This is a genomic window from Alkalicoccus urumqiensis, assembly GCF_002993335.1.
Classification (GTDB): Bacteria; Bacillota; Bacilli; order Bacillales; family Salisediminibacteriaceae; genus Alkalicoccus; species Alkalicoccus urumqiensis.
Genome location: NZ_PVNS01000005.1, coordinates 1 through 12780, shown reverse-complemented (window position 1 = coordinate 12780; position 12780 = coordinate 1). Strand labels below are relative to the sequence as shown.

General features: G+C 50.8%; 15 protein-coding genes and 10 tRNA genes. 24 read left to right on the top strand and 1 reads right to left on the bottom strand.

Features of this window, described 5'->3' with window-relative positions; translation table 11 throughout:
* Nucleotides 1-56 precede the first annotated feature (56 nt).
* On the bottom strand, nucleotides 57-824 hold the full coding sequence (locus C6I21_RS06220) for a rhomboid family intramembrane serine protease (RefSeq protein WP_105958586.1): 768 nt from the start codon (nucleotides 822-824) through the stop codon (nucleotides 57-59).
* 80 nt (nucleotides 825-904) lie between these two features.
* Between C6I21_RS06220 and acpS the strand changes: the two genes are divergently transcribed.
* The 24 genes from acpS (at nucleotide 905) to C6I21_RS06100 (ending at nucleotide 12644) form a co-directional block, all read left to right on the top strand.
* Entirely contained in the window at nucleotides 905-1249 is a 345-nt protein-coding gene (acpS, locus tag C6I21_RS06215; RefSeq protein ID WP_105958585.1) for a holo-ACP synthase, read from the top strand.
* 14 nt (nucleotides 1250-1263) lie between these two features.
* Nucleotides 1264-2421 (top strand): alanine racemase, encoded by a 1158-nt coding sequence (gene alr, locus C6I21_RS06210; protein ID WP_105958584.1) that lies wholly within the window; start codon nucleotides 1264-1266, stop codon nucleotides 2419-2421.
* 150 nt (nucleotides 2422-2571) lie between these two features.
* Nucleotides 2572-2844, top strand: coding sequence for an antitoxin (locus tag C6I21_RS06205; RefSeq protein WP_105958782.1), 273 nt, complete (start codon nucleotides 2572-2574; stop codon nucleotides 2842-2844).
* Between the two features lie 5 nt (nucleotides 2845-2849).
* Entirely contained in the window at nucleotides 2850-3200 is a 351-nt protein-coding gene (locus C6I21_RS06200; RefSeq protein ID WP_105958583.1) for a type II toxin-antitoxin system PemK/MazF family toxin, read from the top strand.
* A 202-nt stretch (nucleotides 3201-3402) separates the two neighbouring features.
* Nucleotides 3403-4224, top strand: coding sequence for an STAS domain-containing protein (locus C6I21_RS06195; RefSeq protein ID WP_105958582.1), 822 nt, complete (start codon nucleotides 3403-3405; stop codon nucleotides 4222-4224).
* 12 nt (nucleotides 4225-4236) lie between these two features.
* Nucleotides 4237-4593, top strand: a complete 357-nt coding sequence (locus C6I21_RS06190) for an STAS domain-containing protein (protein WP_105958581.1) — start codon at nucleotides 4237-4239, stop codon at nucleotides 4591-4593.
* Between the two features lie 3 nt (nucleotides 4594-4596).
* Entirely contained in the window at nucleotides 4597-4998 is a 402-nt protein-coding gene (locus tag C6I21_RS06185; protein ID WP_105958580.1) for an anti-sigma regulatory factor, read from the top strand.
* 32 nt (nucleotides 4999-5030) lie between these two features.
* Nucleotides 5031-6035 carry a SpoIIE family protein phosphatase gene (locus C6I21_RS06180; protein ID WP_181186150.1) on the top strand — a complete coding sequence of 335 codons (1005 nt, stop codon included), beginning with the start codon at nucleotides 5031-5033 and terminating at the stop codon, nucleotides 6033-6035.
* 65 nt (nucleotides 6036-6100) lie between these two features.
* Nucleotides 6101-6430: an STAS domain-containing protein gene (locus C6I21_RS06175; RefSeq protein WP_105958578.1), complete on the top strand. Its 330-nt coding sequence runs from the start codon at nucleotides 6101-6103 to the stop codon at nucleotides 6428-6430.
* 3 nt (nucleotides 6431-6433) lie between these two features.
* Nucleotides 6434-6922 (top strand): anti-sigma B factor RsbW, encoded by a 489-nt coding sequence (rsbW, locus tag C6I21_RS06170; protein WP_105958577.1) that lies wholly within the window; start codon nucleotides 6434-6436, stop codon nucleotides 6920-6922.
* Nucleotides 6885-7682: an RNA polymerase sigma factor SigB gene (gene sigB, locus C6I21_RS06165; protein WP_105958576.1), complete on the top strand. Its 798-nt coding sequence runs from the start codon at nucleotides 6885-6887 to the stop codon at nucleotides 7680-7682. Before rsbW ends, sigB begins: the two co-directional genes overlap by 38 nt.
* Before the next feature lies 1 nt (nucleotide 7683).
* On the top strand, nucleotides 7684-8328 hold the full coding sequence (locus C6I21_RS06160; protein ID WP_105958575.1) for a SpoIIE family protein phosphatase: 645 nt from the start codon (nucleotides 7684-7686) through the stop codon (nucleotides 8326-8328).
* A 214-nt stretch (nucleotides 8329-8542) separates the two neighbouring features.
* On the top strand, nucleotides 8543-10693 hold the full coding sequence (locus C6I21_RS06155; RefSeq protein WP_105958574.1) for a Tex family protein: 2151 nt from the start codon (nucleotides 8543-8545) through the stop codon (nucleotides 10691-10693).
* 308 nt (nucleotides 10694-11001) lie between these two features.
* Nucleotides 11002-11496 (top strand): SprT family protein, encoded by a 495-nt coding sequence (locus C6I21_RS06150; RefSeq protein WP_105958781.1) that lies wholly within the window; start codon nucleotides 11002-11004, stop codon nucleotides 11494-11496.
* Nucleotides 11497-11634: 138 nt separating this feature from the next.
* Nucleotides 11635-11709 (top strand) — tRNA-Asn (locus tag C6I21_RS06145).
* Nucleotides 11710-11713: 4 nt separating this feature from the next.
* A tRNA-Ser gene (locus C6I21_RS06140) sits at nucleotides 11714-11804 on the top strand.
* A 5-nt stretch (nucleotides 11805-11809) separates the two neighbouring features.
* Nucleotides 11810-11884 (top strand) — tRNA-Glu (locus tag C6I21_RS06135).
* Between the two features lie 79 nt (nucleotides 11885-11963).
* Nucleotides 11964-12039: transfer RNA gene (locus tag C6I21_RS06130), tRNA-Val, on the top strand.
* Between the two features lie 11 nt (nucleotides 12040-12050).
* Nucleotides 12051-12126: transfer RNA gene (locus C6I21_RS06125), tRNA-Asp, on the top strand.
* A 39-nt stretch (nucleotides 12127-12165) separates the two neighbouring features.
* A tRNA-Leu gene (locus tag C6I21_RS06120) sits at nucleotides 12166-12250 on the top strand.
* A gap of 9 nt (nucleotides 12251-12259) precedes the next feature.
* Nucleotides 12260-12346: transfer RNA gene (locus tag C6I21_RS06115), tRNA-Leu, on the top strand.
* 20 nt (nucleotides 12347-12366) lie between these two features.
* Nucleotides 12367-12443 (top strand) — tRNA-Pro (locus tag C6I21_RS06110).
* A 31-nt stretch (nucleotides 12444-12474) separates the two neighbouring features.
* A tRNA-Gly gene (locus C6I21_RS06105) sits at nucleotides 12475-12548 on the top strand.
* Nucleotides 12549-12567: 19 nt separating this feature from the next.
* Nucleotides 12568-12644: transfer RNA gene (locus C6I21_RS06100), tRNA-Ile, on the top strand.
* The last annotated feature ends 136 nt before the right edge of the window (nucleotides 12645-12780 follow it).

Genomic DNA, 12780 nt, shown 5'->3' with positions numbered 1-12780 from the left:
GTTTTTTTCATACGTAAAAAGGCTGCCTGCAATTAATCCGCAGGCAGCCTTTTTGATTACATAAAAAAGATCCAGTTGACGACAGCGAAAAATCCGATCATGAGCGCAGCGCCGCTGAGAAGGTACATCCAGCGCCGTTTTTTCCATTTCTCCTTCTTCCGCCAGCGGTCGGGATCAAAGCCGATTTCATCCTCAGCCGGACGGGAGGCAGAGCGGTACGTATCCGATGGCGTTTTCCGCCGGAGAAGGAGCGGAGAAACTGCAGCTCCGGCGATCATACCGAAAAGATGGGCGATGATATTAATTCCAGGGTTGATGAAAGTCATAATAACCCCGATAATAATGATGATTGTAATTGTCTGTGCATTCACCCGGGAAATCAAGTCTTTCCTGACGGCGGCCATATATAAATACATACCAAGCAGGCCGTACACGGCGCCGGAAGCCCCAAGGTGGGAAATGCGCGGATCGCCGAGGAACAGGTAGACGACGTTCGCGAATACGCCGGTTCCCAGGTAAAACAGCAGGAACTGGAATCTGCCGAGGAGTGTTTCCAGGGCCGGGCCGAAGAGAAACAGCGCGAACGAGTTGAAAGCAACGTGCATAATCGTCGCATGAAGGAAGATCGGTGTAAGCAGGCGCCACCATTCGTCGTAGACGAGCACTGCTATGTTGTTGCCGATTCCCAGCAGCTGAATTTCCTGACCGCCTAGAAACGGAAAAAATCCGGTCCAGACATAGATAAACAGATTGATTGCAATCAGCCATGATACGATTGGATAAAAGCGTATATATTCAGAAAAGCGTTCGTTACGGAGAAACATTCTTCTCCTCCTTTCTCAGATACAAAATAAGTTTAGCACAGGAGGAGAGGCGGGCGCACGGGAGAGAGGACCGAAGCATCATGATTGAAGGAACCGGAATAGATGTGATTGAAATTGAGCGTGTTGAAAAAGCAGGAAAAAGACTCGCGGAGCGGGTGCTGACGGATATGGAAAGACAGGAGTTCGAACGGCTGGAAGGCAGGCGCAGGTGGGAATACCTCGCCGGAAGGTACTGTGTCAAAGAAGCCTACGCGAAAGCCAACGGCACCGGGATCGGCACAAATGTCTCTTTTCAGGACATAACGACCGTGCGCAGCGAGAACGGCCGGCCGTATTTAACGGTACGCCGGGAGGCCAGGCGCCTGCACGTTTCCATCAGCCACACGCACGATCTGGCGTGTGCACAGGTTATTATCGAGTCGTGAAAGAAGGGTATACTATGACATTTTACCGTGATACTTGGGCAGAAGTGGACCTCGATGCAATACACAGCAACACGAAGAATCTGCGCGGCCTCCTTGATGAGAACGTACAGATCATGGCTGTCGTTAAAGCGGACGGCTATGGCCATAAAGCAGTGCCGACAGCAGAGGAGGCACTGGCAGCCGGTGCACAGTGGCTCGGTACGGCACTTCTTGATGAAGCGATCGCGCTTAGAGAAGCTGGGATCACTGCCCCGATTCTCGTGCTCGGCATGATCCGGCCTGAGGACGTTGTGACAGCGGCGGCAAACGATATAATCGTAACGGCATTCCAGCCGTGGTGGCTCGAACGTGCGGAGAAAGCAGCGGCAGCGTCCGGACAGTCCTTTGACTACCATATAAAAATCGATTCCGGCATGCACCGTCTAGGGCTTAAAACGAACGAAGAAATCGATGCGTTTGCTTCCCGTGCAGCTTCAGCGGAATTCGGACGGGCCGTGGGCATGTTTACGCACTTTGCCCAGGCGGACGAACAGGAAACATCGTACGTTGAAGAACAGACAGCCCGTTTTCAGGAGGTGGCAGACCGTCTGGAATCTGTCATCGGCAGCATTCCGGTGCGTCACTGCGCAAACAGTGCAGCAGCCATGCGTTTTCCGGAAGCAGGCTTTTCCCTCGTCCGCTTCGGTATCTCGATGTATGGGCTGACGCCGTCCCCCTCCATTACAGCGGACCTTCCTTTTGCGCTGAAACCAGCTTTTTCACTCCACAGCCGCATTACGCATGTAAAAACTCTCGAACCGGGAGACACGGTCAGCTATGGGCGGACGTATACGGCAGAAAGCCGGGAGCGGGCTGCAACCGTTCCAATAGGGTATGCAGACGGCTGGATCCGGATGCATCAGGGCGGAGATGTCCTCGTTAACGGACAGCGCTGCCCGATCATCGGCAGAATCTGCATGGATCAGATGATTATCCGCGTGCCGGAAGGAATCGAATCCGGAGAGCTTGTGACACTGATCGGAGCGCAGGGAAGCGAGTATGTATCGATGGAAGAGGCAGCGGCCAGACTAGATACGATCAATTATGAAATTCCGTGTGTGATCAGTGCCAGAGTGCCGCGCCTTTTACAGAAACAGGGAAGAAAGACGGAGGTCTACTACAACATCTTGTGATACAATAGCGGCGAAACCGGATTCAATGTCAAGAAAATTCACGAAAAATTGTGGGAGAAATGTAAAAAACCGCTTTGCATACCACCCCTTCAAATGCTATGATGAGTGTGGACTTATTATTGTATTGTCGTGTGGAGGTGCCGTGTGATCATGGAAGCCAGGCAAGATATTACTGTCAATCTGCCCGAAACACTTGTTTCTGAGGTGGATGCTCTGACTGGAGGGGATCGTTTGGAACGAAATGAAATGATTCAGGAAGCAACGAAACTCTATGTGCAGGAACGGAAGAAAGAGCACATCCGCGAAACCATGCAGCAGGGATATATGGAAATGGCTAAAATTAATTTGAACATCGCTGCAGAATCCTTTTTGGCTGAAGAGGAGGCGGAGACCACGCTGGATCGGCTAGTCAGCGGGGTGTAGCAGCGTTGATAGTCAAACGTGGAGACGTTTATTTTGCAGACCTCTCACCTGTCGTCGGCTCCGAACAGGGCGGGGTGCGTCCGGTGCTTGTGATACAAAACGACATCGGCAATCGTTTCAGCCCGACCGTAATCGTTGCAGCCATCACTGCCCAGATCCAAAAAGCGAAACTCCCAACACACGTAGAAATTGATGCCGAAAAATATGGATTTGACCGCGATTCTGTGGTCTTGTTGGAACAGATCCGCACGATTGACAAACAGCGGCTGACTGACAAAATAACGCAGCTCGACGAAAAGATGATGGGAAAAGTGAATGAAGCCTTAAACATCAGCATCGGCCTCATTGACTTTTAGTTGTCATCTTACAAAAACCGGACGAAGAGATACCGTCCGGTTTTTTTGTGTCTCTGCATCCGGCGCAGTGCCTGCCCTCGTGCAACTTTCAGAGAAAATAGCAGAACTCTTTATGTTTTCCCGGCCTGAACGTTTGCAAAACCTTACTATCAGTGGAATAATAGACTCATATAGACTGTTCGAAGAGTGGAGGCAATGACGGATGAAGGTCACAATACGAGAAGAAGTACTTCAGTATCAGGATCAGATTATTGAAGCCTGGCTGGAGCAGGTACAGACATTCCGGCAGGATGAGTCACTGAAAAATATATCTGCCTCGGTGTATGAAAGTACAAGCCGGGAATTTATTGATAAATTATTAATTACACTTCAGCAGGATGTAGTAGCGGACACAGAGCTTAATCAGTTTGTGGAAAAGCTCATCCAGATGGGGTGGCCGCTTAATTTTATTACCCGCGGCCTGCAGGAGTTCCGCAAGGCTTCGGTGAAAATAGTAGCAGAGAATTCAGACGAGTTCAGCAGTAAAATTGAATTCTTCCAGGACATTGAAAACTGGGTGGATGAGGTTGTCAATCTTCTTGTGGATCAGTATTCCGGCTCCTGGGAAAACACCGTGTTTCTGCAGAAAATGGCGCTCAAAGAACTGTCAGCACCGCTTATCCCGGTTTTTGACAAAATCAGTGTCATGCCGCTTGTCGGAACAATCGATACCGAACGTGCCAAGCTGATTATGGAAAATCTGCTGGAAGGTGTTATTGAACACCGCTCCCAGGTGGTGCTTATCGATATTACCGGGGTTCCGGTTGTCGATACGATGGTGGCGCACCACATTATTCAGGCATCTGAAGCCGTCCGTCTTGTCGGAGCGACGTGCATACTTGTCGGCATCCGTCCGGAAATTGCCCAGACGATCGTTAATCTCGGCATTGATCTTGGGAAGTTTCCAACGAAGAGTACGTTGAAAAAAGGCGTAGAAACCGCACTGGCAATGACCAAGCGGGAAATTATTGAAACGGAAGCGTAGGGGGGACCTGGGTTGCGAATTCCTATACTGAAATTACACGACTATCTATTAATCTCTGTGCAGGTGGATCTGGATGATCAGACAGCACTGCAGTTTCAGGAAGATGTCCTGGAAAAAATCCACGAAGAAGGGTCCCGCGGCGTCGTCATTGATCTGACGTCAGTGGAGATGATTGACTCGTTTATAGCAAAAGTACTTGGCGATGTAGTGGATATGTCCAATTTGATGGGAGCGCGTGTCGTACTGACCGGGATTCAGCCGGCAGTAGCCATCACGCTGATCGATATGGGCATTGCACTTGATGAAGTGCCGACTGCATTGGACCTTGAACAAGGGCTGGAACGACTGCAGCTCGAACTGGAGGGGTGAAATATGCAAGTTCAAACCCACGTCGACATTAACAGTGAATGGGGAATTGTCGCAGCCCGTCAGGCCGGCCGCAAACTGGCTAGAGAGATCGGGTTCGGTTCTGTCGATCAGGCAAGAATAACTACAGCCATTTCTGAGCTTGCGCGTAATATTTACCTGTATGCCAATCAAGGTCAGATTAAAATTGAGGAAGTAGCGGATTCGAATAAGCGGGGAATGAAGATCATTGCCTCGGACGAGGGGCCCGGAATCCGGGATGTCCGCCGGGTCATGGAAGATGGATTTACCACATCGGGTGGACTGGGCGCCGGACTTCCCGGCGTAAAACGGCTGATGGATGAATTTGATATTGATTCGGAGCTCGATAGCGGGACTGTCATTACTGCAGTAAAATGGCTCCGATAATCTGAAAAAGGAGGAAGGGCCGGTTGGAGGATATGCAGGTTTCTATGTATCAGCTCTATCGTGATATGCTGACGAGCTATCTCGAAGACAAGAGCGAACATGCACTATACCACGCACAGCAGTTCAGCAAGCAGATGATGGAACAGGATATGTCGCCTGAAGAAACTGTAAGTCTTCACCTTTCCGTTTTTCAGGATATTGCACATGACCTGCCGGAGGAGGTTAAAGATTCGTTTGACCTTCTCGTGGAAGTCATGATCGGCTATGGGCTTGCCTACCGGGAGCATCAGAGTCTCAGAGACCGTCAGCAGGAGCTTGAATCCGAGCTGAATGTGGCTGCGGAGATGCAGCGGACGCTTCTTCCGGAACGGCGGATCGACCTGGATGGGGTCGATTTCGGCGTCGTCAGTGTCCCTGCCGGGAAGATGAGCGGCGACTACTACCACTATGATCTTGATGAGCATGGCAATCTGGCTATTGCGGTCGCCGATGTTATCGGGAAAGGTGTGCCCGCAGCAATGTCGATGTCGATGATTAAATATGCGATGGACACACTGACAAACAATCAAATGCAGCCGGGGTTCGTACTGGAGAGTCTGAACCGGGTTGTGGAGCGTAACATAGATGAAGATATGTTTATCACGATGATGTACGGTGTGTATCACCCGGACAAGCATCATTTTTATTTTGCCAGTGCCGGTCACGAGCCCGGCTTTTTTTATCATGCATCCACGGATACGTTTGAAACGCTGGAGGAAAAAGGGCTTGTTCTCGGTGTCTTCCCCCGGGTTGCCTACAAGGAACAGTCCTTTGAACTTTCCCCTGGCGATTTCGTCGTTTTCCTGTCGGATGGTGTAACGGAAAGCCGTGTGGACGGTGAATTTATTGAGCGGGAGCAGATTACTGATATGATCCGTGAGCGTCTCCATCTTTCCGCGCAGGAGATCGTCGATGAAATTTTCCAGGAACTCGAAAAGGCACAGGAGTTTCAGCTGCGTGATGATTTCACACTCATGCTTCTCCGAAGAGAGGTTTAAGTTTCTTATCAGAGGGAATAGGCTTCAAGATACTCACTCGATTGAAGAATAGTAGGAGGGAAAGCATGAATTTAGATATCCAGGTTCATGAACATGAACAGGAAACAGTAGCTTTTGTTAATGGAGAAGTAGACGTATATACAGCTTCCAAGCTGAAAGAGACGATTACGCCGCTTGCAGAGGAAGAAAACAACCGTCTCGTTGTGGATCTCGCAGGTGTTGATTATATCGACAGTACCGGACTCGGCATTTTTATCGGTGCGTTGAAAACAGCCGAAAAATCCGGAAGCAGCCTCGTACTTACAGGATTGAATGACCGTGTACGCCGTCTGTTTGAAATTACCGGTCTTCACGAAGTTATTCAAATTGATTCAGCACGAAGAGAGGAGGCCTGAAGTATGAACCAGTCATCTGAAGTTATTGAGATGAAAGTTCCTGCCAGACCGGAATATGTAGGTGTCGTCCGGCTGACTGTATCCGGTGTGGCAAACAGACTCGGCTACTCCTATGATGACATTGAAGACATCAAGATTGCGATTGCGGAAGCGTGTACGAACGTTGTCAATCATGCCTACGCCCAGGATTCTGAAGACAACACGATGCACGTAGCTTTCACGGTCCACGAAGACCACCTGGAGCTGATGGTTGCAGATCACGGCGGAGCGGTGGATGTGGATACGCTTAAAAACCGCGGACCTGTATCCAAGGACGAACCGGTGGAGGACTTGAAGGAAGGAGGGCTTGGGCTTTTCCTTATTGAAACTTTGATGGATGAGGTGACTATCCAGGGAGAAGCAGGTGTCATCATTACAATGACGAAATTCCTGCAGAGAGATGAGGTGGAAGCCCATGTCGAGCCAGCCGCAGAAGAATCACCAAAACAATAACCAGCCGAAGCAGGAGCTTCTGGATAAAATAGCTGAGTTTCAGGAAACCGGCGACGAGAGCCTGCAGACGGAACTTGTTCTTGAATTTGAGAGTCTCGTTCATGCACTGGCCCGGAAATTTTCACGCGGTCAGCGCCACGACGAGGATCTGATTCAGGTGGGCATGATCGGCCTGCTTGCAGCTCTCCGCCGCTTTGATCCTACTTACGGCCGGAGCTTCGAGTCGTTTGCTGTTCCGACGATTGTTGGTGAAATCAAGCGTTTCATCCGGGATAAAACGTGGAGCGTACATGTGCCGCGCCGTATCAAAGAGCTTGGTCCAAAAATTAAAAGTGCCGTCGAAGAGCTTACGACGTCTCTGCAGCGCTCTCCGGGTGTTCAGGAAATTGCCGATCATCTCGGCGTTTCAGAAGAAGAAGTTCTGGAAACGATGGAAATGGGCAAGAGCTATCAGGCATTGTCCGTTGACCGGTCCATTGAAGCAGATGATGAAGGCAGTGCTGTCACGCTTCTCGATCTTGTCGGCCAGGATGAGGGCGGCTATGAGAAAACGGATCAGCAGCTTCTTCTGGAAAAAGCGTTTACCGTACTTACAGAACGTGAGAAGCAGATTCTGCAGCTCACCTATTTTGATAACATGAGCCAAAAAGAAACCGGCGAAAAATTAGGCATTTCCCAGATGCATGTTTCCCGTCTCCAGCGCCGCGCCCTTCAGAAACTGAGGGAGTCTATTCGAATCGAGCCGACGGAGGCATTCTAACATGATGGAGCATCTGCACCTCGGCAAAGCTGATGTCAGCGTGTTCCATACCGCAAAAGGCGGTAACTGGTGCTCGGGAGATGATTATTTTGCTACTGCAGAAAATGGCAGTATTACATGCGCCATGGCAGACGGGCTCGGGAGCGGTGAAGAAGCAATGGAGGCAGCATCCATTGCGATGACGCTTGTGAAAGAGGAAGCATCGCTTCCACTGGAACAGCTGTTTCACCGAATTAACGATGCGATGTCCGGCACGCGCGGTGCCGTCGTATCGATTCTCCGGATTTATCCGGAGGAGGAGCAGTGTGAATACATGAATGTCGGGAATATTACGCTGCACCTTCATTATCCGGACGGAAATGTTGTCCGTCCGGTTCCCAAGCGCGGGTATCTTTCCGGCCGCCCGCAGCGGCCGGTCCGCCAGAATTGGGAGTTTCCGAAGAATACGTATTTTTCTATGTATTCGGACGGGTTTGCGAAAAACCCGCTGCACCGGCAGCTGTTTTCGATCCACGAATCACCGGAGGAAATTATGCTCCGGATCAGCCGGGAAATTAATCACATTGATGATGATGCGACGTTTATGGTCGGTCGGCTTGTTCTTTCTTCCAAAGAGAAAGAAGAGCAGGATCAGGAACAGCAATAATAGGGAACTGTCAGGCATCCGCTGTCTGGCAGTTTTTTTATGGATATCCAGCTGCAAATGCGGCGCAGTTCAGTGAGTCGGGTGCTCACTCTCTAATGGAGGGCGGCTGCCGGTAGAAGCGTGGTGTTTATCCGGGCATGGAGATCTATCGAAAGCCGCTGTATTTTTGTGCGGCTGAAACGTTATACTGAGAGGGCATAGGAGGAGGATACATATGACAGCAGCAGTAGAGCAGATTGCGAAGGCTCAGGAAATACGGGCGAAGTCGGTGGAACAGGTCATTTCGCTTTCCGAGGAGGGCAATACGGTTCCGTTTATTGCCCGGTACAGGAAGGAGCAGACCGGCGGACTTGATGAGGAAGAGATTCGTGCGGTCCTGGAGCAGTGGCAGTATATCCAGTCCCTGGAGAAACGGAAAGAAGAAGTGCTCCGGTTAGTGGAGGAGCAGGGGAAGCTGACAGAGGAGCTGGAGAGCCGGGTGAAGGAAGCCGAGCGGCTGCAGACCGTGGAGGATTTGTACCGGCCGTTTAAGCAGAAGCGGAAGACGCGCGCTGTTAAAGCAAAAGAGCGTGGCCTGGAACCACTTGCTGCGCTTCTGGCTGAGGGCTCAGAAAAGATCCGCCCGCTGAAAGAGGCGGAATCCTACGTGACCGAAGACCTTTCAGCGGAAGACGCACTTCAGGGGGCGCTGGATATAATTGCGGAACAGGCAGCGGATGATCCGGAGGCGCGAAGCTGGATCCGGCGGGCTGTCTGGAATGACGGCGTGCTTATGGCAGAGAAAAAGGCAAAAGCGGAGGATGAGAAAGAAGTTTTCGCGCTGTACTACGAGTTCCGTGAGTCTGTAAAGCGGATGGTGCCGCACCGGACGCTCGCGGTGAACCGTGGGGAAAAAGAAGAAATTCTTCGTGTAAAAGTGGAACCGCCGGAAGAGAGTGTGAAGCGGTTTATGGAGAAGAAATGGATCACGTATCCGGGGACAGAGGCTTCCAATGAAGTGATCCGTGCGCTGGAGGATGCGAGAAAGCGTCTGATATATCCAGCTGTCGAGCGCGATATCCGCAATGAACTTACAGAAAAAGCAGAGAATCATGCCATTGATGTATTCTCACAGAATCTCCGTCAGCTGCTCCTGCAGCCGCCGCTCCGCGGAAGAGCGGTTCTCGGCGTGGACCCTGCGTACCGGACCGGATGTAAACTCGCAGCGGTGGACCCGAACGGAAAGTTTCTGGAAGCGGGCGTTATTTTCCCGACGCCGCCGAGGAATGAAGTGGAAAAATCAAAGAAGACAGTGCTCGACTGGATTAAGCGTCATCAGATTACGATGATAGCCATCGGCAACGGCACGGCCTCCCGTGAAACGGAGCAGTTTATTGCCGATGTAATGAAAGAAACGGATGGCAGCGTCTATTTTGTCATTGTCAATGAAGCTGGAGCGAGTGTATATTCTGCTTCCAAAGCGGCAAAAGCCGAATTTCCTGAGTTAAAAGTGGAAGAGCGGAGTGCGGTTTCTATTGCGAGACGTCTGCAGGATCCGCTGGCTGAACTGGTCAAAATTGACCCGCAGTCCGTCGGGGTCGGTCAGTATCAGCATGATGTGAGTCAGACAAAGCTCGCCGGGAGCCTTCAGTTTGTCGTTGAAACGGTCGTGAACCGCGTCGGCGTTAATGTGAATACAGCTTCGCAGGCGCTTCTCCAATATGTGTCCGGTCTATCTTCGGCTGTTGCAGGCAATATCGTCAAGCACCGCGAAGAAAACGGGCCGTTCACAAAACGCACAGAACTAAAAAAGATTCCAAGACTCGGAGCGAAGACGTATGAGCAGGCCGTCGGTTTTCTTCGGATTCCGGAAGGCCGGCAGCCGCTGGATGCTACAGCCGTGCACCCCGAAAGTTACGCGGCAGCAGAGGAAGTCCTTCGTGAGCTGGGCTTGACCGCCGGGCAGATAGGATCTGCTGAAGCGGAAAAAGCGGCAGCAGGTGTTGATTCCGGGAAGCTCGCGGAGAAAACCAATACCGGTCTTCCGACCATTCAGGATATTTTAGAAGCGGTCCAGACGCCGGGCCGGGATCCGCGTGATGAAGTGGCTGAACCGCTGTTAAAGCAGGACGTATTGAATATGGAGGATCTGGAAAGCGGCATGGAACTCGAAGGAACGGTACGGAATGTGGTCGATTTCGGCGCATTCGTCGATATCGGTGTAAAACAGGACGGCCTCGTACACGTGTCCAAAATGGCTGAGCGATTTATTAAAAATCCGATGGAAGTCGTTTCGGTCGGAGATGTCGTCACCGTCTGGGTGGAACAGGTGGACGCAGCGAAAGGAAGAATTTCGCTGACGATGAAGCAGCCAAAAAGCCAATAGATCATGTAAACAAGAAAGAGCAGGAATCAGCGGTCATTTCAGACTGCGGTGGTCCATTAATCGGCCACCGCAGTCTTTTTAATTTCAGATACATACCGCGCAAGCAGCAGACATTTCCGGTGAAGTACCGGGATGGGACAGAGGCGGGGTGGATCCTCTGCTTTCGGACAGCCGTCAGAAGTACCGGGACAACCATCCTGAAATGCTGTTTAATCCGGCCTGTTATGATTTTTGGAAAGCAGCCTTTTCAGCAGCGGGGGAAGATGGTAAGATACGGACATAAACTTATCGGGATGGAGTGGCGGACTTTGCGGAATGACGAACTGCAGAAACTGACAGAAGAGCTGTCAGAACGTTATTTTAATAAAGCATTTCAACATGAAGCCTTTTTCAACCACCGCCTCCGCACCACCGGTGGCCGTTATGCGCTGGAAACTCATCATATCGAGATCAACCCGAAACATCTGGAATATTACGGAATGGATGAATTAATCGGGATTATTAAGCACGAACTCTGCCATTACCACCTTCATCTGGAGGGCCGGGGCTACCAGCATCGTGATGCCGATTTCCGCAGGCTCCTGCAGAAGGTGGGAGGTTCGAGGCACTGCCAGACACTCCCGGGGGCCAGAAGAAAAAGCCGGACGGTCCATTTGTATTCCTGTCTTTCCTGCAGTCAGGAATACCCGCGCAGGCGTAGAATGAATACAGATAAGTATGTGTGCGGAAGGTGCGGCGGTCGCCTGGAGAAATTGGATGAAAAAAAGATAGGAAAGTCGTTGACGTCGTTCTCTTCTCTGTGATACATTATAAAAGTCGCCGAAACGCCGGACAGCAATTATAGAAAAAAAGTTGAAACAATATTGACATAATAATTTGCTGCATGGTATTATAGCTCTTGTCGAAACGGAGCGTATCGGCACAGCAACTACTTACATTATTCCACAGTAGCTCAGTGGTAGAGCAATCGGCTGTTAACCGATGGGTCGTAGGTTCGAATCCTACCTGTGGAGCCATCACGGAGAAGTACTCAAGTGGCTGAAGAGGCGCCCCTGCTAAGGGTGTAGGTCGCGCAAGCGGCGCGAGGGTTCAAATCCCTCCTTCTCCGCCAGATATGGCCCGTTGGTCAAGTGGTTAAGACACCGCCCTTTCACGGCGGTAACACGGGTTCGAATCCCGTACGGGTCACCAATTATTTTCTTAAAAAAGTTATTGACGACACAGAGTTATTCAAGTATAATAAGTTCTTGTCGGTAACAAAACGACCCTTGGAGGATTAGCTCAGTTGGGAGAGCATCTGCCTTACAAGCAGGGGGTCGGCGGTTCGAGCCCGTCATCCTCCACCATCAGAATATACGGTCCAGTGGTGTAGCGGTTAACATGCCTGCCTGTCACGCAGGAGATCGCGGGTTCGATTCCCGTCTGGACCGCCATTTTTACCAAGTGAATAACATAGCAACATTTACACACATGCGGGTGTGGCGGAATTGGCAGACGCGCTAGATTTAGGATCTAGTGTCTTCGGACGTGGGGGTTCAAGTCCCTTCACCCGCACCATTATTTTTTGCGGTTGTGGCGGAATGGCAGACGCGCTAGGTTGAGGGCCTAGTGGGGGTTCACCCCGTGGAGGTTCGACTCCTCTCAACCGCACCATACTTATTTTATGAGTGAAACGGGAAGTAGCTCAGCTTGGTAGAGCACTTGGTTTGGGACCAAGGGGTCGCAGGTTCAAATCCTGTCTTCCCGACCATTGCTTGCTTAATTAAATAAGTTCTCACTATGCGGGTGTAGTTTAGTGGTAAAACCTCAGCCTTCCAAGCTGATGTCGTGGGTTCGATTCCCATCACCCGCTCCATTTTTATGCAGGAAAAAATGGGCCTGTAGCTCAGTTGGTAAGAGCGCACGCCTGATAAGCGTGAGGTCGGTGGTTCGAGTCCACTCAGGCCCACCATGAAAAGCCCTTTGAAAACTAAACAAAAGACAAAAGTGAAGGAAAGAGAATGACACATTCTTTGTTCAATTTCAATTTGGAATCTAAGCCAGATTCCGTCTGATGCAGCGAAAGCTGCGTTGTCAGTTCAAACACT

Excerpts from the sequence above, each read along its gene's own strand:
- rsbW (WP_105958577.1), top strand. The coding sequence starts at position 6,434 with ATGAACCAGTCATCTGAAGTTATTGAGATGAAAGTTCCTGCCAGACCG.
- C6I21_RS06220 (WP_105958586.1), bottom strand. The coding sequence starts at position 824 with ATGTTTCTCCGTAACGAACGCTTTTCTGAATATATACGCTTTTATCCA.
- C6I21_RS06155 (WP_105958574.1), top strand. The coding sequence starts at position 8,543 with ATGACAGCAGCAGTAGAGCAGATTGCGAAGGCTCAGGAAATACGGGCG.
- acpS (WP_105958585.1), top strand. The coding sequence starts at position 905 with ATGATTGAAGGAACCGGAATAGATGTGATTGAAATTGAGCGTGTTGAA.
- C6I21_RS06195 (WP_105958582.1), top strand. The coding sequence starts at position 3,403 with ATGAAGGTCACAATACGAGAAGAAGTACTTCAGTATCAGGATCAGATT.
- sigB (WP_105958576.1), top strand. The coding sequence starts at position 6,885 with ATGTCGAGCCAGCCGCAGAAGAATCACCAAAACAATAACCAGCCGAAG.
- C6I21_RS06160 (WP_105958575.1), top strand. The coding sequence starts at position 7,684 with ATGATGGAGCATCTGCACCTCGGCAAAGCTGATGTCAGCGTGTTCCAT.
- C6I21_RS06185 (WP_105958580.1), top strand. The coding sequence starts at position 4,597 with ATGCAAGTTCAAACCCACGTCGACATTAACAGTGAATGGGGAATTGTC.
- C6I21_RS06175 (WP_105958578.1), top strand. The coding sequence starts at position 6,101 with ATGAATTTAGATATCCAGGTTCATGAACATGAACAGGAAACAGTAGCT.
- C6I21_RS06180 (WP_181186150.1), top strand. The coding sequence starts at position 5,031 with ATGCAGGTTTCTATGTATCAGCTCTATCGTGATATGCTGACGAGCTAT.
- alr (WP_105958584.1), top strand. The coding sequence starts at position 1,264 with ATGACATTTTACCGTGATACTTGGGCAGAAGTGGACCTCGATGCAATA.
- C6I21_RS06205 (WP_105958782.1), top strand. The coding sequence starts at position 2,572 with ATGGAAGCCAGGCAAGATATTACTGTCAATCTGCCCGAAACACTTGTT.